General features: G+C 55.8%; 17 protein-coding genes. 13 read left to right on the top strand and 4 right to left on the bottom strand.

Annotation, left to right across the window (positions count from 1 at the left end; translation table 11 throughout):
• Window positions 1-86 precede the first annotated feature (86 nt).
• Window positions 87-1,532 carry a TolC family outer membrane protein gene (locus Y017_RS07735; protein WP_011589772.1) on the top strand — a complete coding sequence of 482 codons (1,446 nt, stop codon included), beginning with the start codon at window positions 87-89 and terminating at the stop codon, window positions 1,530-1,532.
• 190 nt (window positions 1,533-1,722) lie between these two features.
• Here Y017_RS07735 and waaA read toward each other — a convergent pair whose 3' ends face one another.
• Window positions 1,723-3,003, bottom strand: a complete 1,281-nt coding sequence (gene waaA, locus Y017_RS07730) for a lipid IV(A) 3-deoxy-D-manno-octulosonic acid transferase (RefSeq protein WP_011589773.1) — start codon at window positions 3,001-3,003, stop codon at window positions 1,723-1,725.
• Between the two features lie 147 nt (window positions 3,004-3,150).
• On the opposite strand from waaA, the gene Y017_RS07725 reads away from it, so the two are divergent.
• The 3 genes from Y017_RS07725 to Y017_RS07715 all read left to right on the top strand — a co-directional run bounded on the left by Y017_RS07725 (window position 3,151) and on the right by Y017_RS07715 (window position 5,746).
• On the top strand, window positions 3,151-4,359 hold the full coding sequence (locus tag Y017_RS07725; protein ID WP_011589774.1) for an FAD-dependent oxidoreductase: 1,209 nt from the start codon (window positions 3,151-3,153) through the stop codon (window positions 4,357-4,359).
• Between the two features lie 242 nt (window positions 4,360-4,601).
• Entirely contained in the window at window positions 4,602-5,399 is a 798-nt protein-coding gene (locus Y017_RS07720) for an aldo/keto reductase (protein ID WP_011589775.1), read from the top strand.
• Window positions 5,400-5,416: 17 nt separating this feature from the next.
• Window positions 5,417-5,746, top strand: coding sequence for a hypothetical protein (locus tag Y017_RS07715; RefSeq protein ID WP_011589776.1), 330 nt, complete (start codon window positions 5,417-5,419; stop codon window positions 5,744-5,746).
• Between the two features lie 120 nt (window positions 5,747-5,866).
• Here the strand turns inward: Y017_RS07715 and Y017_RS07710 are convergent, their stop codons facing one another.
• A complete protein-coding gene (locus tag Y017_RS07710; RefSeq protein ID WP_011589777.1) occupies window positions 5,867-6,712 on the bottom strand; it encodes a patatin family protein in 846 nt (281 codons plus the stop codon).
• Between the two features lie 339 nt (window positions 6,713-7,051).
• On the opposite strand from Y017_RS07710, the gene atzF reads away from it, so the two are divergent.
• The 8 genes from atzF to urtE all read left to right on the top strand — a co-directional run bounded on the left by atzF (window position 7,052) and on the right by urtE (window position 15,908).
• Window positions 7,052-8,851 (top strand): allophanate hydrolase, encoded by a 1,800-nt coding sequence (gene atzF / locus Y017_RS07705; protein ID WP_011589778.1) that lies wholly within the window; start codon window positions 7,052-7,054, stop codon window positions 8,849-8,851.
• Entirely contained in the window at window positions 8,851-9,060 is a 210-nt protein-coding gene (locus Y017_RS07700) for a hypothetical protein (RefSeq protein WP_011589779.1), read from the top strand. Before atzF ends, Y017_RS07700 begins: the two co-directional genes overlap by 1 nt.
• Window positions 9,061-9,070: 10 nt before the next feature.
• The gene (locus Y017_RS07695) at window positions 9,071-9,793 is read left to right on the top strand and encodes a GntR family transcriptional regulator (protein ID WP_011589780.1); all 723 of its coding nucleotides are present in this window, start codon (window positions 9,071-9,073) and stop codon (window positions 9,791-9,793) included.
• Window positions 9,794-9,900: 107 nt separating this feature from the next.
• Window positions 9,901-11,199, top strand: a complete 1,299-nt coding sequence (gene urtA, locus Y017_RS07690; RefSeq protein WP_011589781.1) for an urea ABC transporter substrate-binding protein — start codon at window positions 9,901-9,903, stop codon at window positions 11,197-11,199.
• A 168-nt stretch (window positions 11,200-11,367) separates the two neighbouring features.
• Window positions 11,368-13,044, top strand: coding sequence for an urea ABC transporter permease subunit UrtB (gene urtB / locus Y017_RS07685; protein ID WP_011589782.1), 1,677 nt, complete (start codon window positions 11,368-11,370; stop codon window positions 13,042-13,044).
• A gap of 1 nt (window position 13,045) precedes the next feature.
• A complete protein-coding gene (gene urtC / locus Y017_RS07680) occupies window positions 13,046-14,206 on the top strand; it encodes an urea ABC transporter permease subunit UrtC (RefSeq protein WP_011589783.1) in 1,161 nt (386 codons plus the stop codon).
• A complete protein-coding gene (gene urtD / locus Y017_RS07675) occupies window positions 14,203-15,048 on the top strand; it encodes an urea ABC transporter ATP-binding protein UrtD (protein WP_011589784.1) in 846 nt (281 codons plus the stop codon). Before urtC ends, urtD begins: the two co-directional genes overlap by 4 nt.
• Before the next feature lie 164 nt (window positions 15,049-15,212).
• Entirely contained in the window at window positions 15,213-15,908 is a 696-nt protein-coding gene (gene urtE, locus Y017_RS07670; protein WP_011589785.1) for an urea ABC transporter ATP-binding subunit UrtE, read from the top strand.
• Window positions 15,909-16,066: 158 nt separating this feature from the next.
• Here the strand turns inward: urtE and Y017_RS07665 are convergent, their stop codons facing one another.
• Entirely contained in the window at window positions 16,067-16,480 is a 414-nt protein-coding gene (locus tag Y017_RS07665; protein ID WP_011589786.1) for a hypothetical protein, read from the bottom strand.
• Window positions 16,481-16,550: 70 nt separating this feature from the next.
• Here Y017_RS07665 and Y017_RS07660 point away from each other — a divergent pair, with 70 nt between their 5' ends.
• Window positions 16,551-17,498: a bile acid:sodium symporter family protein gene (locus tag Y017_RS07660; protein WP_035460049.1), complete on the top strand. Its 948-nt coding sequence runs from the start codon at window positions 16,551-16,553 to the stop codon at window positions 17,496-17,498.
• 81 nt (window positions 17,499-17,579) lie between these two features.
• Here Y017_RS07660 and Y017_RS07655 read toward each other — a convergent pair whose 3' ends face one another.
• The gene (locus Y017_RS07655; RefSeq protein ID WP_035460048.1) at window positions 17,580-19,124 is read right to left on the bottom strand and encodes a hyalin; all 1,545 of its coding nucleotides are present in this window, start codon (window positions 19,122-19,124) and stop codon (window positions 17,580-17,582) included.
• Between the last annotated feature and the right edge of the window lie 61 nt (window positions 19,125-19,185).

Genomic DNA, 19,185 nt, shown 5'->3' with positions numbered 1-19,185 from the left:
GGAACTGGCCCAAACAGGCAGTGTTAATTTTCTGTACTTGCCAGTACCATAATGACCAACCAGACATACAATAAGAGTGCACCAGAATGAAGCGTAGTCCGGCAACGTCCCTAGTTCTTCTTCTTACCTCACTGGCCAGCGCCGTACAGGCCGCTGATCTCACTCAAGTCGCTAACGCCGCCTGGAGTTACGATGGTACCTGGCGCTCTGCCCGGATGAACTGGAATGCCGACCAAGAGCTGATGGTACAAGGCCGTGCCGCCCTGTTCCCGAACATCTCCGCCAGCTACGGACGTTACGACAACGACCGTGAAATCGAAGACGCTCCTCCTCTCGCACCCGACGAGCAAAATTACGGCAGCGAAGTCAGCACCTTCACTCTAACGCAGCCCCTGTTCCGTGTTGATGCCTGGTATGGCTATAAAGAAGCACAGTCCAGCACCGATATCGCGCAGGCTAACTTCGAACAAGCTCGCCAAGACTTTGTGCTGCGCGTCGCCCAAGGCTACTTCGGTGTACTGCGTGCCTGGGATACCTGGGTATCGGCAAAAGCTGAAGAGAAGGCCATCGGTCGCCAATTGGAACAGACCCAAGAGCGGTTTGATGTGGGCCTAGTACCGGCCACCGACGTGGAGGAAGCGCAAGCAACCTACGACCTGACCCAGGTCAACCTGATTGTCGCCCGCCAGCAATACGAGATTGCCCGTGACCAGCTGGAAACACTCACCGGCCAAAAATGGGCAACCCTGCTAGAGCTGCGCAATGAACTGCCCATGGAGGGCCCGCAGCCTACGGACATGAACGACTGGATTGAAAAAGCCAAAGCACAAAATCCACAAGTGCTGGCCGCGCTCTACAATACCGAGCTAACCGAAAACACGGCCAAACGTCAGCTGGGCACCATGCTGCCTCAGGTTCAACTAGTGGGACAATATCAGCATTCCCACCTCTCTCCAGACAGTTCATCGTCAACCGGCAGCTTAAGCAGCAGCTCACTCTACAGCAGCAGCTCACTCTACGATACTGAAACCAAACAGATCGGCATTGAAGTTAGCATGCCTCTGTTCCAGGGGGGCGGCCTGAACAGCCGCCGCAAAGAAGCCTACCTGCGAGCAGATGCGGCAGATTACCAATACGATCAAGCCGTACGCGATATCGTCCAACAGACCCGTAGCGCTTACCGCACCGTGGAAGCGGACGCCCTGCGCATCAAGGCTCGCCAGCAGGCTATCCGCTCCACTCGCTCTGCTCTGGATGCTACCCAGTCCGGTTATGAAGTGGGCACCCGTAATGTGGTCGACGTGCTCAATGCTCAGCGCGCCCTGTTCGCCGCCGAACGTGATTACGCCAATGCCCGCTACGACTACATCATCAACTCGTTGACCCTGAAATCCACCACCGGAGACCTGCAGCAGGGAGACCTCGCTGCGGTGAATAACTGGCTGGCACCAGAACAACCCCTAGACCTTTACAACCCGGATCTGGACGGTAAGAGTGAAAAAATGGTCCCGGAGAATTCGTCCATCGATTGACGCTAACCACCTGAGGCAAACACCGCGCCAGAGATTGCCGTCAACAGGATCGTAAAATATAAAAAAACCGCTAGCCGTTACCGGACAGCGGTTTTTTTATATTTACTTGCGAGAAAAATCCGACGGTTGATGTTCAGCCCTTCACACTAAAAATTCATGCGCAGGTACACAACCTAAACAGCAGATCGCATTAACCCGAAGGGCCAAGTCCAGTATTCAGCTCCATGGCAACCAACCGCAGCCCTTTTTCCAGCGCCCCTCGATTAGCTTCCACCACGCCGGCAGCAGCTTTGCCTTGCCGAGCGCATTGTGCCGGGTCATCCAGCAAGGCCAGCAAGGTCGCCCCCAACGATTGCGCATCCTCCACCACACTGAGCCCGCCAGCATCATCAAGCAACTGCCCAATAGCAGTAAAATTATGTAAATGCGGCCCGGTGAGCACCGGCTTCTGCCAAGCCGCCGGCTCCAACAAATTATGCCCACCTACCGGCACCAGAGAGCCGCCCACAAAAGCCACATCGCAGGTGCCAAACAACATCAACAGCTCACCCATGGTATCGGCCAAGTACACATCCACGCCGGCGGCCGACTCCTGCTGGCTGCGCCGAGCCACCGACAAGCCTGCCTCACGGATCTGATCGGCCACTGCAGCAAACCGTTCCGGGTGTCGAGGCACCAGGATTAACAGCGCCTCGGGCCTCTGTTCACGCAATGCTTTATGGGCAGCCAAAACCAGAGCGTCCTCTCCGGGATGGGTGCTGGCAGCGATCCACACCGGCCGGTTACCGAACGACGAGCGCAGTGCCGCCGCAGCCTGTTTCACTGCTGCATCCAGTGTCATATCGAATTTCACACTGCCAATGGGATATACCCGTTCCGGCCAAGCCCCTAGCGCCATGTAACGCTCGGCTTCCACTTGTGTCTGCACTGCCAGCGCGTCAAAGCGTGCCATCATTGGGCGAATCAACCGCGGCAACTTGCCGTAACCCTGATAACTTTTTTCCGACAATCGCCCATTCATTAGCATCAGTTTAGCGCCATGGCGCTTTACCGCCGCACACAGATTCGGCCACAGCTCGGTTTCCAGCACGATTACCAGTTGCGGATCAAAGGCGCGCATAAAACGGTTCAACGCCGTGGGCAATTCCCAAGGACAATAAACGTGAGTCACCCGGCCCCCGAACAACGCCTGCACCCGCTCTGAGCCAGTGGGCGTAGTGGTGGTGACCAGTAAAGGCACATCCGGGTAGTCTTCCAGCAACCGCTCAATTAACGGCGCCGCCGCCAATGTTTCCCCCACCGACACCGCATGCACCCAAAGGCTTTTTTTCAAGATCCCGGACCGGTACCCCCACGCCATGCGCTCCTTCCACCGCAAACGATAAGCCGGTGCTTTTCTACCTCTCAGCCACAAGCGCAGAAAAAGAGCGGGAAGCAGCAAATACCAAAGGGCGGAATAAATAGTTCGCATAGGGGCTCTTATCTCAATGTAGAGGCAATACACGGGCAACGCGCACAGCCCAAAACACATGATCCATCTTGTCTGTGTCAGCGCCGATGCGCGTGCCAGCGGCCTTGCTTATGCTAGCATAGCCGCACAGTTCAACGATGGTGAGCCATGAGTGACTCGACCCTAAAACCCGACACAATCCACCCAGACATTGTGGTCTTTGGTGGCGGCATTGCCGGCCTGTGGCTAATAAACCGGCTCCACGCCGCCGGCTACCAATGCCTACTGCTGGAATCCGCCAGCCTTGGTGGCGACCAGACCCTCGCGAGCCAGGGGATTATCCACGGCGGCCTCAAGTATGCCTTAAGCGGCAACCTGTCCAACGAATCCGAAGCGATTGCCCAGATGCCGGATCGCTGGCGTGCCGCCATGGCCGGCACCGACTCGGTAGACCTGCGCAACCTGAAAGTGCTCAGCGATACTCAACACATGTGGTCCAGCGGATCAGTGGCCTCACGGATGACTAACTTTTTCGCTAGCAAGATGCTCCGTGGCCGAATCGAAAAACTCAAGCGTGACCATTTCCCCAGCGCGCTGGCCAATAAGGCTTTCAAAGGCAACGTCTATAAACTCGACGACCTAGTGATCGACACTGAATCATTGATCGACACCCTTAGCGCCCCGGTCCGAGACCGGCTACTGGCGTTCGATACCCAGCGCGATACTCTAGAATGGAATAACGACGGCCTGCGCGCCGTCACCATTAATGGCCAGCGCATTGAGCCACGGCTGACCCTGCTGGCCGCCGGCAACGGTAACCCAGCTCTGCTTGACGGCGCTCATCGCGCCCACCTTTTGGAACAGGAACACAGCCAGCTGCGGCCATTGAAAATGGTGCTGGTAAAACACGACCAAGGCCATCGGCTTTACGCCCACTGTGTTGGCACCAGCAACAAACCCGTGCTCACTGTGACCACCCACGATTGTCCGGACGGCAAGGTGGTGTGGTACCTCGGCGGCGACTTGGCAGAGCGGGGGGTAGAGCGTACTGATGAAGAACAACTACATGCCGGTCGGGAAGAATTATCGCACCTTTTCCCTTGGCTAGATTTTAGCAACGCTCAATTCGCCACCCTAGATGTGACCCGCGCCGAACCCAAACAACATGCGCTGGTCAAGCCGGATAACGCCTACGCCCGCCGGGATCAAAACCTGATCATCGCCTGGCCCACTAAACTCACCCTGGCGCCGGATCTAGGCGACCGGGTAATGGCGCTGGTGGAAGAAACGGGCCTTCAACCCGGCGAGCCATTAACGATACCGCCAGCCCTTCAACGGGCGCCCATGGGCGTACCGTACTGGCATCGCTGTTTTTAATGATTACTGTAGCAAGGCGTCGTTGGTGCTGCGCAAATGTCAGTTGAACGTTAAAGCGCAAAGGGAAAAAGGAGAAGGATGAATAATCTTTTCATCCCGAACCCGAGACTGACCTGGCATGGGCGCGACGCCCAAGCATTAAATGGACACAAGTCCAGCGTCGCTACTGAACCGAAAACTTGCAACCGTTCCTCATCACACCGCTAGCAACGGACCTGCAGCGACACCAATAAGGAAGCATCATGTCCTTCATGCGCCCACTGGGCAACACAGGATTAACCGTCAGTGCACTGGGCTTGGGCACAGTGAAAATCGGCCGCGATAAGGGAGTGAAGTACCCCAACAGCTTCACCATCCCCGATGATCGTGCGGTAACAGAACTACTCGCTCAGGCACAGGATTTGGGCATCAACCTAATCGACACAGCGCCGGCCTACGGTCACAGTGAACAGCGGCTCGGTCAGTTAATGAGCCAACGCCAAGACTGGGTCATCGTCACCAAGGTCGGTGAAGAATTTGATAACAACAGTGGTGACAGCCATTTTGATTTTTCACCGGAACACGTGCGTTTCTCGGTGGAACGTAGCCTGCAACGGCTCAACACGGACTATCTGGATTGCGTGCTGATTCACTCCGACGGCAATGACCTGGCAATCATCGAAAAGGGCACTCTGGACGCTCTCAACGACCTGAAAAAAGCCGGCCTGATCCGCGCCACAGGCATGTCCACGAAAACCGTGGCTGGCGGCATCGCCAGCCTGAATCACGCGGACATGGCCATGGTCACCTACAACCTGCATCAGCAAGACGAAGCCCCCGTGATCGAGCACGCCGCCGCCCGGCAAAAAGGCATCCTAATCAAGAAGGCCTTTGCCAGCGGTCACCTCAATGACACCCTTGATGACCCGGTACAGGAAAGTCTGGACCAAATCCTTGGCATCGCCGGCGTTAGCAGTATCATTGCTGGCACCATTAACCCCGCCCACTTACAAGAAAACGTGGCCAAAGCCCGGCAGGCCTGCAAGATGGCAGCGCAATAATAACAACAGGAAACAGCATGCGTTTTTGTCTGATGATTCTGCTACTCGGCTCCTGCCTCGCAGCACAGGCGGATAAAATACGGCTACTGCGCGAAGCCCCTCAGGAGTGCGAAGAAAAAAGCGCGGTTTCGGTATCGTCCGGCAGCAAAATGCGGGGCATGTTGTTCAGCGATGCGCGAATAGATCGCCACGTGAACAAGAAGCTCACCAGAGCCATCAAAAAAGCCGGCGGCAATCGCGCCATGCTCAGCGACCGCCGCGAGTTTATGATGGAGAATCATTTTCGCGGTATTGAGCATATTGAGCTGGATGCCTGGGTTTGGCACTGCGAAGAGAAAGAGCGCTAGGCGCTACACTATTTGAAGTGCCCTGGCTCACAAAACACCACGCCCAAACCTTTTAGCTCGACCTGGCAGGATTACGCCACGTAGAAAGCAAAACCTGTTGCAGCGTGAAGCGCTTGCACATTACCCCACTACTGCTTTCTCCACCCCCAACGACTGTAATCCCGCACGATGCCCCTGCTGATATCCTTGCTGCAATTTTTCCACATTGGTGGTCAACCGATTCACCGGGAAGTGCATCGGTGGGGCGATAACATTGAGGCAACAATCATCAGGCGGGCTGTCAATAAAATCCAATGCTCTATTATAGACATCTGTACGTTTCGCCATGGCTTCATAAAAGGCGGGGATATCACGAGCCCAAGGCTTTAATAAAGGCGTCAACGCACTAGGGCGTTTGCGGAAACCCTGAGGGCGGGACAACACCACGGTGATATCCCGCGCGCCCTGTTCGTAAGCCCAACGCACCGGAATGGAATCCGCTAGCCCGCCATCGGTCATGGGGTGGCCGGCCACCTTGGGAAAGTCTCGGTAGGCAAAAGGAATAGAACAGGACGCGGTGATTACCTCATCTAAATTACTCGGCTGGGTCTGAAAATAACGCGGCGCCCCGTCTTCTATCGAGGTAGTCACTACCCACAGAGAAGTATTTCCCTGCCAATGTCTCTCCAAATTCAACGGCACGTCTATGCGAGACTGGTGCCACAACCAGTGCACATCACACAAATGTCCACCCGACATAAAACGTGACCAGTTGATAAAGTCCGGTCGACAGGCATGGTCGGTGATCACTTGACGGCTGCGGCCATGATTACCTGCCAGATAGCCGATCAGATTGGTCGAGCCGGCAGACGCGCCCACGGCGAAATCGAAATCCTGATGTTTTTTTTCCAAAAACGCATCCAACACCCCGGCAGCAAAAATACCGCGCATGGCACCGCCTTCCACTACCAACGCACGCTGTGACATTCTTTTCCCTCCACCTCGAACCGGTCTGGGCTGTACGTCCTTGAATCGGTTCAACAACGATGCCAAGGCCTCCCAAAGAAGGGAAATAGAGTCTTACTGTCCTTTTCATCGTCATCGCTGATACATCCCACAGCCGCCGTCAGGGAAGGCACTGCGGGGCTGCACCGATACCGCGCAGCTGCATCAGATTAGCGCACCCAGTGTCTGGACATAGCTCTCTTCACTCAACATTAACCTTATTAATTACTGTAAAAACAAAGCGTTAAATATTTTTCATGGCTGGCACCCCCTTTGCACAAATAAGAATACCAACTTGTGTACAACCAGGTGTGCTAACGAATGATTGGCTGGACTCTTCAACAATGGCAGATGGCCTACCGCAGCGGTGAACTCACCCCGGTACAGGCCATGAAACAACTGGCCACCACTCTGCAGGATAGTGAGCGCGCCCTGTGGATCCATCTCCTGGATGAGGCTTCCTTGACGGCCCAGGCGCAAGCGCTAACGGATCCATCGCTGCCACTCTATGGCATTCCCTTTGCCGTGAAAGACAACATTGATGTTGTGGGCATGCCCACAACAGCAGCCTGCCCGGCATTCGCCTACACCCCGACGGAAGACGCCACCGTGGTACGACTACTGCGCGACGCCGGCGCCATCGTCGTAGGCAAGACCAATCTGGATCAGTTTGCCACCGGTCTGGTTGGCACTCGTTCCCCCTATGGCGAAGTACCCAATCCATTCAACCCGGATTACCTCAGTGGTGGCTCCAGTTCAGGTTCCGCCACGGCCGTGAGCCTGGGCCTGGTACCCTTTTCACTGGGCACCGATACCGCCGGTTCCGGCCGGGTACCTGCAGCGTTCACCAACACGGTGGGCCTCAAGCCCACCCGCGGTGCCATTAGCACCCACGGTGTTGTTCCTGCCTGCCGGACCCTTGATTGCGTCAGCATCTTTGCCCTGAACGTGGACGATGCCCAAGAGATCTTTCGACTCATCAGCCAGTTCGACAGCGCAGATCCTTACAGCCGCGCAGCTCCCCGATTGCTAACCACCGGACTCCCCGAACGCCCGACTCTCGGCATCCCCAAAGACCTTCCCTGGTTCGAGGATAGCCAAGCCCAACAGCTGTGGGAGCGACAGCTGGACCAGCTCAGAGAGATTGCCAACCTGATCACTATCGACACCACGGTGTTGCAGGATGCCGCCGCTTTACTCTATCAGGGCCCCTGGGTGGCGGAACGTTTCATTGTCACCGAACCCTTGTTGCAAAAAAGCCCCTACACCTTGCTGCCAGTAATTCGTGACATTCTCGCCCCCGCCGCCGCCCTGACAGCAGCGGACAGTTTCCGGGCCCAGTACCAGCTGGCTGAATTGAAACGGCAGTCCGAAGCACTAATGGCCCAGGTTGATGCATTGTTGCTCCCCACTACGCCCGGCATCTACACCCGCGCCGCCGTGCAAGCCAACCCCATCACCCTGAACAGCCAGCTAGGCACCTGGACCAATTTCGTCAACCTCTTGGACCTGTGCGCCCTGGCATTGCCCGGCGGCTTCCGTGAAGACGGCTTGCCCGGCGGTGTCACCCTAATTGGCCCCGCTTGGCAGGACCACGCCCTGGCCGACTTCGGCCGGCGCTGGCAGCAGGCCCAGCCCTGGCAGGCCGGCGCTACCGGACAGCGGCTGGCCAAGCCGCAGACCCATGCGGCCAATGATGATGAGGACGATGTAATGACTGTCGCCGTGGTTGGCGCACACCTTTCCGGCATGCCCCTCAATACCCAGCTCACCGAACGCGACGGCGTGTTGCTCGAAGCCACCCACACGGCGCCCTGTTATCGGCTCTACGCCCTGGCCAACACTGTGCCGCCCAAACCCGGGCTGATTCGTAGCGAAAAAGACGGGGGTGACTGCATTCCCATCGAGCTGTGGCGAATGCCGATGAAGCACTTCGGCAGTTTTGTCGGCTTAATCCCCGCCCCACTGGGCATCGGTAGTCTGGAAACCACCGACGGTCGCTGGGTGAAAGGCTTTATCTGTGAACCCTGGGCCATTGGGGACGCCACCGACATTACCGCACTGGGCGGCTGGAGAAACTACATCGCGCAAGTGGCGACAAACGCTCAGGAAACACACTGATGAAGCCGTGGCGCTGGGGGGCGCTAACCGCTGCAAAACAGCGTTGTGAATTCGGTCTCACGGCACAGAACGCCGCTAGCAGCGACCGCCACAGCCATCTGATCAATGCACACATCAGCGGCAACGTTATTGTTCTGCATTGCCTGCCTGGAGCCATCATTAACGCCCGCGATCCAGTGATCGCCATCAACACCGCCGCGATGGCCTGAGGAATCAAAGATGAATACGCGAGCGGGAAAAAAAACCGAACGTCTGGCTGAACAAATTTATCTGCAATTAAAGCAGGACATGTTTGATTTTCGGCTAATGCCCGGCGACCGCTTCAGTGAAAACGAAGTGGCCGAACGGATGGGTGTATCACGCACCCCCGTGCGAGAAGCCCTGTTCCGATTACAACGGGAAACCTTTGTAGATGTGCTCTATCGCAGCGGTTGGCAGGTCAAGCCCTTCGACTTCAAATATTTCGAAGAATTATACGACGTGCGCACCGTTCTCGAATGCGCCGCTGTACGCAAGCTATGCGAACACGGCGGTGAACTAAGCAAACTGGATAATCTGGTTAGCCAATGGTGTGTAGAAAAGGCACAAAGATTATCCGATGGCCCTGTGGTCAGCGGCATGGATGAACATTTTCACGAACGACTGGTGGAAAGCACCGGCAACAATCAAATGGCACGCATTCATCATGATCTCACCGAGCGGCTACGCATTATACGGCGCCTGGATTTCACCAGCCCCTCCCGAGTGGAGGCCACTTATAACGAACACCAGGCAGTGCTGGAAGCCATCCTGCACCGCCAGGTGGAGCAAGCACAAATTCTGCTGTGTGCCCACATTGAAGAATCACGTAACGAAGTCAGAAAAATCACCGTACACATGCTGCACGAGGCCAGCGTACGCGCTGAGTTACCCGCAAGCTCTATCAACAAGAGTGATGGTTAACGTATTAGAGGGAAACAACAAGCCAGTGAGCCAACAGGAGTAGGAAGGAGGGTTCACGGCAATACAAACGCCCATTTAAACGCGACTGAGAAGCAAGGAGAAATACCATGAGTTTTTCACAATCCATGAAGAAAGTAGCTGCCGGGGTTATCGCCTCCAGCGCCATTGCCTATAGCGGTGTCGTTATGGCCGCCGACACCATCAAGGTCGGGGTGCTGCACTCTCTGTCCGGCACGATGGCTATCAGTGAATCCACACTGAAAGACACCGTTCTGATGATGATCGAAGAACAGAATAAAAAGGGCGGAGTCATGGGCAAAAAGCTTGAGCCCGTTGTGGTTGACCCCGCCTCGAACTGGCCGCTGTTTGCAGAAAAAACCCGTGAGCTGATCACCCAAGAAAACGTGGACGTTATTTTTGGCTGCTGGACATCGGTATCGCGCAAGTCCGTATTGCCCGTAGTGGAAGAGCTGAACGGGTTGTTGTTCTACCCGGTCCAGTATGAAGGTGAAGAGTCGTCCAAGAATGTCTTCTATACCGGTGCAGCACCCAATCAGCAGGCGATCCCTGCGGTGGATTACCTGATCAACGATCTGGAGGTTGAACGCTTCGTTCTTGCCGGGACCGATTACGTTTATCCGCGCACCACTAACAAGATTCTGGAAGCTTACTTGAAGTCCAAAGGCGTGTCCGAAAAGGACATCATGATCAACTACACCCCGTTCGGACATTCTGACTGGCAGAGCATCGTCAGCGAAATTAAAGCCTTCGGTAGCCAAGGCAAAAAAACCGCTGTGGTCTCCACAGTGAACGGCGATGCCAATGTGCCTTTCTATAAAGAGCTGGGCAACCAAGGAGTGAGCGCCGAAGACATTCCCGTGGTGGCCTTCTCTGTAGGTGAAGAAGAGCTATCGGGCATCGACACCGGCCCGCTGGTTGGCCATCTGGCTGCTTGGAACTATTTCCAAAGCGTCTACAACGATACCAACAACGCTTTTATTGACCAGTGGCACGCCTATACCGGTGACGACAAGCGCGTGACCAATGACCCTATGGAAGCAACCTACATCGGCTTCAATATGTGGGTGAAGGCGGTTGAAAAGGCTCAATCTACCGACACCGATAAAGTGGCTGACGCCATGATCGGCATCAAGACCCCCAACCTGACCGGCGGCACAGCGGTGATGAACAAGAACCACCACCTATCTAAGCCCGTATTGATCGGTGAAATTCAGGATGACGGTCAGTTCGCCGTTGTCTGGGAAACCGAAGGGTTGGTGCAAGGTGATGCCTGGTCTGATTTCCTGCCGGGCTCCAAAGACCTGATCTCCGACTGGACCGCACCGACTCGTTGCGGCAACTACAACACCAAGACCAACACCTGTGGCGGTGCTTCTGCCGAGTAAGGCTGCACGCAACAGCACTCTGGGCAACGCCCAGGGTGCTCGTCGCTTAGACCAACATTACGCATAACACATGAAGCCAGCACCAGAACAGTGGCCATCGCCTTTCACAGGCGCGCCCTCCAACGTATTGATCTGGCTTTCATTTTGACGCCCTGTAAGGAGCCCGTCATGGGTCGTAAATTTAGCCGAATACTGATAGCGCTGCTAATAGCACTGCAGGTCAGTGTGAGCTGGGCAGAAGAGCCACTGCAAGAACAAACAACACCAACCCAGCCAATCACGGAGAACAGCGAGGGCGCCACTGGCATACCCACCCCTACCCTCCAAAACATTCTTGACCGGTTGACCAGTCGTAGCTTTGATGAAAAAGAAGCGGCTATTCGTGAACTGGCAAACCAAGACAACCCCCGTGTTATTGCGCTACTCAACGCCTTGATGAATCGCGAACTGGTGCATAATCGAAAAGATAACAGCATCGTCTTAGGCAGCAAGAAAGACGGTCAATGGGAACTACGCGATCCAGAAACCACCCAGCTTATTGGCCAAGTAGATAGCCGCGCTGCACGGCCAGTGATCATCAACAACCGCTTGCGTACCGTGATCAATAACCAGCTGGCACTGGCTGCTCTGAACGACCCGGACAGCGATGTTCGCTATCGGGCCGCCAACCAACTGATCGGCAATGATGATCCGGAAATGCTAACAGCGCTGGCAAGCCGCCGCGCCCAGGAAGCGGATCCTCGTGTTGCCGTACAAATTGACACCGCTCTGAATATTGCCGCCCTGCGCAGTGACGATTTGAGTACACGACTCAGCGCCATTGACACCCTCGCTGGCAACCTGCACCCAGACGTTAAGAATGCGTTCAATGAGCGCCTGCGTGTAACCCAACACCCAACAGAAAAAAAGGCACTGGAAAAAGCCATCGCCCGCATCGAAGCACGTATTGAAAGGTTCCAAACCGCCGACACCGTGTTCTTCGGTCTGAGCCTGGGCTCGGTATTGTTACTGGCCGCCATCGGCCTGGCCATTACGTTCGGGGTGATGGGCGTCATCAACATGGCCCATGGCGAACTGATCATGCTGGGCGCCTACACGACCTATGTAGTGCAACAACTGTTGCCCACCAGTCACGAATGGTCACTGCTGATTGCCATTCCCGCTGCTTTTCTTGTGTCCGCCTTTGTCGGCATACTTATCGAACGCTTTGTCATTCGCTTTCTGTATGGCCGACCACTGGAAACCCTGCTAGCGACCTTTGGGGTCAGCCTCATTTTGCAACAGGCAGTACGGGTCATTTTCTCCCCACTGAACCGCACCGTAATTACCCCGGAATGGATGAGTGGTGCATTGGAAATCAACCCCGTGTTCTCGCTGACCTACAACCGGCTGTACATTATCTTCTTTGCCTTGGCGGTTTTTCTAGCCCTTCTCACTTTGCTCAAGAAAACCCGACTGGGCCTGCAAGTCCGTGCGGTCAGCCAAAATCGCGCCACCGCCCGCAGCCTCGGTATTCGCAGTGAACGGGTCAACGCTCTCACCTTCGGGCTGGGCTCAGGCATCGCCGGAGTGGCCGGCGTCGCATTGGCACAGCTAACCAACGTGGGGCCAAACCTGGGCCAGAGCTACATCATCGACTCCTTCATGGTTGTAGTGTTCGGCGGAGTCGGCAATCTGTGGGGCACTCTCACTGCGGCCTTCAGCCTCGGCATTGCCAACAAATTACTGGAACCCATGGCCGGCGCGGTACTGGCCAAGATTGTGGTGCTGGTCTTCATCATTCTGTTTATACAGCGCAAACCGCGGGGTCTGTTCCCGCAACGTGGCCGGGCGGCGGAGGAATAACATGCGAGATTCAACATTCAAAAGCGCCTTCAGCGACCGCGCAGCAAAAACCTTTATGGGCGTGCTGTTTGGTGCCACCCTGCTGGTGACCATACTCAACCAGCTGTTTCCAGCTGACTCTGCCCTGCATGTAAGCGCCTACACCGTGACGCTGCTTGGCAAATACCTGTGTTACGCGCTGCTGGCGCTGGCGCTGGATCTCGTGTGGGGCTACTGCGGTATTCTCAGCCTGGGCCACGGCGCCTTCTTTGCCTTGGGAGGCTATGCCATGGGCATGTACCTGATGCGCCAGATCGGCGATCGCGGCGTCTATGGCAACCCGGACCTCCCTGACTTCATGGTCTTTTTGAACTGGAGTGAGCTGCCCTGGTATTGGCAGGGTTTTGACCAATTTTGGTTTGCCGCATTGATGATTCTGCTAGTGCCCGGTCTGCTGGCATTCGTATTCGGCTGGCTGGCGTTCCGCTCTAGAGTCACAGGGGTCTACCTGTCCATCATCACCCAGGCGCTGACCTATGCGTTAATGCTGGCGTTCTTCCGTAACGAGTTGGGTTTTGGCGGCAACAACGGGCTCACCGACTTCAAGGATTTGCTCGGCTTTTCCCTGCAATCGGATTCCACTCGCGTGGGCTTGTTGATGGCCACCGCCGTAGCCCTGGCCGGTGCCTTTGTACTATGCCGCTGGATCACCGGCAGCAAACTGGGCCGCGTGGTACTGGCGGTGCGTGATGCAGAATCCCGAGCGCGCTTTGTGGGTTACCGCACTGAACATTACAAACTGTGGATTTTCACCCTCAGCGCCATCCTCGCGGGTATCGCCGGGGCGCTGTATGTGCCCCAGGTGGGCATCATTAATCCTGGAGAGTTCTCACCACTGAATTCCATCGAGCTGGTGGTATGGGTGGCCGTTGGCGGTCGCGCCACCCTATATGGGGCGGTTATCGGCGCCATCTTGGTGAACTACGGTAAAACCGTATTCACCGGCATCATGCCCGAAGCCTGGCTGTTCGCCTTGGGGGGGCTGTTTGTAGCCGTTACCGTATTCCTTCCCCATGGATTAGTGGGTTTGGTATCGGAAAATTGGGAAAAAATAAAAGCGCGATTGAATCGAAACAACAAACCATCCGGCTCCGCCAGACCTGCAGAAGGAGACCTGTCATGAATGCACTGGATAACCTGCGCGAGACTTTTCGCCGTGATCAGGTATTCGATTTCATGCGCCAAGGCACCCGCCCAGTGCTCCCAGGGCAACTGGATTCTGGTACCAGTAAAAATATTCTCTACATGGAAGATATCACCGTCAGCTTTGATGGTTTCAAAGCGATCAATGATTTGACTCTGTATATCAAAACCGGCGAATTACGCTGCATCATCGGCCCCAACGGGGCCGGTAAATCCACCATGATGGATGTGATCACCGGCAAGACCCGTCCGGATAGCGGCACCTGTTTTTTCGGCCAGACCCTGGACCTCACCCGCATGAGTGAAACGGACATTGCCACCGCCGGCATCGGCCGAAAATTCCAGAAGCCCACCGTGTTCCCGGAACACACCGCTTTCGAGAACCTGGAGCTGGCCATGCACAGCCCCAAGGGCCCCTGGCATTCTCTTTTCACTCGGCTCAGCGGCGAGCAAACAAACTGGATTGAAGAAACGCTATACACCGTCGGGCTGTTAGGCGAGCGCAACAAGGTGGCTGGGCTGCTGTCTCATGGCCAGAAACAATGGCTGGAAATCGGCATGGTACTGATGCAAAAACCGCAGCTGCTACTGGTGGACGAACCCATCGCCGGCATGACCCGCCAAGAAGTCGAGCGCACCGGAGAGTTGCTGAAAAGCCTTGCCGGCAAACATTCCGTCGTTGTCGTCGAGCATGACATGGAGTTTATTCGTTCCATCGCCAGCACCGTCACGGTACTTCACCAGGGCAGTGTGCTGGCCGAAGGCACCATGGAGCAAGTACAGAACGATCCGAAAGTGATTGAAGTGTATTTGGGCGAATAAATTCGCAGCTACACACTGCCACATTAGACAGAGACAGGAATATTTTTTGATTGCCGGTTTTTTAGACTTTTTCCCTATGCACGGCGAGAAGTCTGGCCGGCTATAACCGCTCCTTCCCGCGTTGCAGCTTATAGCTTGCTTGCTGCTCTATTCGGAGAATCACCGTGTTACAACTGAACAAGGTTAACCAATACTACGGCCAATCCCACACCCTCTGGGATATAGACCTCGACCTGAAGAAAGGCGAATGCCTGTGTGTCATGGGCCGCAACGGCGTGGGTAAAACAACCCTGCTGAAAACGATTATGGGCTTATTGCCGGTTAAAAGTGGCAGCATTGAATTCAATGGTACCGATTTTACTACGCTAGCCGCCGAAGAGCGGGCCCGAGCGGGCATTGGCTATGTCCCTCAGGGGCGGGAAATTTTCCCTCTGCTAAGCGTGGAAGAAAACCTGGAAACCGGCTTACAGGCCCGACCGGATCGCAGCAAGAAAATTCCAGAGCGTATTTACGAACTCTTCCCGGTGCTGCACGAAATGCGCCATCGTCGCGGTGGCGACTTGTCCGGCGGACAGCAACAACAGCTGGCGATCGGTCGCGCCCTAGCACTGGACCCAACACTGCTCATTCTGGATGAACCCACAGAAGGTATTCAACCCAACATTGTCGACATGATTGGCCGGGTGATCAAAACTCTAAACCAACAAGAAGGGCTCACCGTGCTACTGGTAGAACAGAAGCTTCACTTCGCCCGCGCCACCGCCGATCGCTTCGCCATTATCGACCGGGGCAGTAAAGTAGCAGAGGGGGACATGGGCGAACTGGATGAGACGCTGATCAAGCGTTATTTGACGGTTTAGTCATCAATCCCTTCTGTGCCGTAGAAGCGTCGCTGGTGGCGTGATCACTTATCGCTGATATCGCGCCAGCGATACCCCTTTTACAGTAAAAATTGCCCACCCCATCGTTGCGTTGAGTACAACGGAAACCCACCAGATGACACCGGTTATTATGACGGTTACCCGGAACGGACGGGGATAAACCATTTGGGTTTTATGCGACAAAAATCCCGGCGGCAGTGTTGTTTCAGGGCTTTTTTGGAATCCAGTACATAGGCGTCCCCACCGTCGCGGACAAACACCACCCAATGCCAAAAGGGTGTGCCGTTTTCCCGGTGCCACTTGATCGCCAACAAGGCTCGATCAGGAAGGGCCGCCCAATCCTGAAATGGCTGTTCTTGCGGAGACGCATGTAACCCGTATTCCTCTAATAACCGGCAGACATAACCCGTGTCTGACCACAAACCGGGGTCCTGAGCATAAATCCCCAAAGCATTTGCCCGCCGCTTCGCCTCCCCATAGCTAACACCTGCCAAGGCGGCCACAGCCGCTATACCACAGCCTGAATCCTCTTCTTGAATCACCGCTTTCACAGATTACTCCTGTGCGTCATTTCGTCTGACAGCTTACACTGGCCGCTTTCCCAACGAACAGGCGATCTTCATGCTCAACCGCCTCGCCCAACTATTCCCACTCTGGGCCTTGCTGTTTTCTCTGCTGGCCTATTGGCAGCCACAGTGGCTAGTGGCCGGCAAGGACGCCATCGTGCCACTGCTTATGCTGATTATGTTCGGCATGGGGCTATCATTAAGCTGGGCGGATTTTCAGCGGGTACTGAAACGCCCCGGCGTGATTGGCCTGGGCGTTGCCCTGCAATACAGCCTGATGCCACTGATCGCCTGGGGCATTGGCATCGCACTGCAACTGCCCGAGGAACTATTAGTCGGCCTGATCTTGGTCGGGGCCTGCCCCGGCGGCACCGCCTCCAATGTGATTGCCTATCTGGCACGGGCCAACGTGGCGCTGTCGGTGGCCATCACATTCGCTTCAACCCTGCTAGCGATCATCGCCACCCCCTTGCTGACCTGGCTATACTTGGGCGAGCGCATCCCGGTGCCAGTGAATGGCATGCTACTGTCGCTGGTACAAATCGTCATCGTCCCGGTGGTGGCAGGCTGCGCCTTGAATACGTTTTTCAACCGCCAGCTCACACCAATACGGGATTGTTTCCCGCTGGTGTCCGTGGCCGCCATTGTGGCCGTCATCGGCATTATCGTGGCATTGAATCAGGGGCGTATCGGGGAAGCCGGGCTGGCCGTGTTTGTGGCGGTAGCGCTGCACAACGGACTGGGATTACTGGGTGGGTATGGGGTCGCCCGGCTACTGCGTCTGGACCGGCAAACCTCGCGTACCCTGGCCATTGAAGTAGGTATGCAGAACTCCGGGCTGGGGGTGGCATTGGCCATTAAACATTTCACCCCACTGGCCGCGCTACCGGGCGCCCTGTTCAGTGTCTGGCATAATTTGTCTGGCTCTCTTCTCGCCACCGTGTGGCAACGGGATGCGTCTGCCTCACACCCTGATAGCAATAACGAAACGCATCACCCGTAAAAAAACACACTTGCCAGCAAGAATCTGCTCCCCAAAAAAAAGCGGGCCAGAGGCCCGCTTTGCTATTGCTCACAACCTGAATCAGTCGATCACGCTGCTACCCCCTCCGGCGCTGATATCCTTCAGGATAACCGTGCCCGCTGCCGAGCCATCGGATACCCAAGGCTCATAACCGTCACTGCCATTATCCGCAACGAACAGGTACTTGCTGCCCAGCTCGCCATTCACGGTGGGCGGCACCTGATACGTGAACGTCAGCGGGAAAGGCTCCGAGTCTGCGCCCGCCGCTGTATCATTGATATCCTTGACCAGCTCCGTTCCCTGGGAGGTGCCATCGGTTTTCCACAGTTCGTTACCGAAATCACTGCCACCGGCGCCCTCGGTATCAGCCGCAAAGAACACCGTACCGTTAGCCTCCACCATGGTCCAGGCTTCAACATCAGAGAAGGAATAATCTCCCGTGCTACGCACTGCCGGATCAATTTCTGCAGAGCCACTGGTATTATCAATGCGCAGAAGATACGGGGTTAGCCCGGCTTGCTCCACGTACATCAACACACCCAGTGACGTGCCGACCAGATCTTCGTCATAAGGCTTATTGGCTTCGCTGGCGGTCAAGTTGGTCACCGTGCTGCCGTCATACTCGAAGATATTCAGGTCTGAGGTGCTGGTTCCCTTATCCGCAACGAAATACACCTTGCCGTTGCTGGCCACCACATTCTCGGTGATATCGAGCCGTACCGTGCTGCCACCATCATCAAAGGCTACTTCCTCGATATTTCCATCTTGATCCAGCTCGTAAAGGCGGGTTTCTGCATCGGTGGCGTTGAAACGCCCGGTAAACAGCAGCTTGCCGTTATAACCCAGCCAATCATCATCGCCAATCAGTTGCGGGTATTTCGTCAGAGAGCCACCGGTGATGGTGTCGTTATTGGTGGCGATCTTCGCGGTTCCTGCCGCCGTACCATCGGTGAAGTAGACATCGCCGGCATCCTGATCAAAGAAGAACAGGCCGCCATCCACCGGGGTCAGGGACTCAGGCGCCGTATTGCTGGTCGGGTTGCCGTTAATATTTGTCGACAGCACTACGGTGTCATTAGAAACGGGGTCGAAAACCACCAGCTCGCGGCCAAACTGATCCACCACCGCATTCATAAACAATTTTCCAGCCGCCGGCACCATATTGTGCGGCTGACCGTTGCCATTGGGATAGATATCCGCCACACGCTCGGTGCCCGCGCCGGTGCCGTCGGTGGCCCACAGCTCTACATCACCGTTGCTGTCCTTGCCTGCAAAGTAGAACGTGCCGTCCAGCTCCGCCATGTAACCACTGCCGAAACGGCCCACTTCAAAACCGTTGTTATTGTCATCAACGATCTTGCTGGTGCCGGCAGAGGTACCGTCCGTCTTGTAAAGGTATTCTGTCAGCGCTGCCGCCCGTGGCGTGGCGCTGCGAACGGCGATCGCGCCAGCGCTTTCAACCGCAGGAAATACCACAAAGCCATTGCCCCCTTCTGCCACGGTGGTGCCACCGCCGCCAGAGCTGGAAGAATCGCCGCCACAGGCGGTCATCATGGTGGCCATGCCGATGGCGGCAGCCAGTTGAGTGAGTTGCTTGTTGATCATTGCGCTTACCCCGATTGGTTACTCATCCCAGAGAGGCGTTTATTAGAGCACCGGGAGGAAT

The sequence above is a fragment of the Alcanivorax sp. 97CO-5 genome, assembly GCF_000524665.1.
In the GTDB taxonomy this organism is placed as follows: Bacteria; Pseudomonadota; Gammaproteobacteria; order Pseudomonadales; family Alcanivoracaceae; genus Alcanivorax; species Alcanivorax borkumensis.
This window is presented reverse-complemented; position numbering and strand designations above follow the sequence as displayed.

Excerpts from the sequence above, each read along its gene's own strand:
- urtC (WP_011589783.1), top strand. The coding sequence starts at position 13,046 with ATGCGAGATTCAACATTCAAAAGCGCCTTCAGCGACCGCGCAGCAAAA.
- Y017_RS07700 (WP_011589779.1), top strand. The coding sequence starts at position 8,851 with ATGAAGCCGTGGCGCTGGGGGGCGCTAACCGCTGCAAAACAGCGTTGT.
- Y017_RS07660 (WP_035460049.1), top strand. The coding sequence starts at position 16,551 with ATGCTCAACCGCCTCGCCCAACTATTCCCACTCTGGGCCTTGCTGTTT.
- waaA (WP_011589773.1), bottom strand. The coding sequence starts at position 3,003 with ATGCGAACTATTTATTCCGCCCTTTGGTATTTGCTGCTTCCCGCTCTT.
- Y017_RS07710 (WP_011589777.1), bottom strand. The coding sequence starts at position 6,712 with ATGTCACAGCGTGCGTTGGTAGTGGAAGGCGGTGCCATGCGCGGTATT.
- urtA (WP_011589781.1), top strand. The coding sequence starts at position 9,901 with ATGAGTTTTTCACAATCCATGAAGAAAGTAGCTGCCGGGGTTATCGCC.
- atzF (WP_011589778.1), top strand. The coding sequence starts at position 7,052 with ATGATTGGCTGGACTCTTCAACAATGGCAGATGGCCTACCGCAGCGGT.
- urtD (WP_011589784.1), top strand. The coding sequence starts at position 14,203 with ATGAATGCACTGGATAACCTGCGCGAGACTTTTCGCCGTGATCAGGTA.
- Y017_RS07720 (WP_011589775.1), top strand. The coding sequence starts at position 4,602 with ATGTCCTTCATGCGCCCACTGGGCAACACAGGATTAACCGTCAGTGCA.
- Y017_RS07725 (WP_011589774.1), top strand. The coding sequence starts at position 3,151 with ATGAGTGACTCGACCCTAAAACCCGACACAATCCACCCAGACATTGTG.
- Y017_RS07655 (WP_035460048.1), bottom strand. The coding sequence starts at position 19,124 with ATGATCAACAAGCAACTCACTCAACTGGCTGCCGCCATCGGCATGGCC.
- Y017_RS07715 (WP_011589776.1), top strand. The coding sequence starts at position 5,417 with ATGCGTTTTTGTCTGATGATTCTGCTACTCGGCTCCTGCCTCGCAGCA.
- Y017_RS07695 (WP_011589780.1), top strand. The coding sequence starts at position 9,071 with ATGAATACGCGAGCGGGAAAAAAAACCGAACGTCTGGCTGAACAAATT.
- urtB (WP_011589782.1), top strand. The coding sequence starts at position 11,368 with ATGGGTCGTAAATTTAGCCGAATACTGATAGCGCTGCTAATAGCACTG.
- Y017_RS07735 (WP_011589772.1), top strand. The coding sequence starts at position 87 with ATGAAGCGTAGTCCGGCAACGTCCCTAGTTCTTCTTCTTACCTCACTG.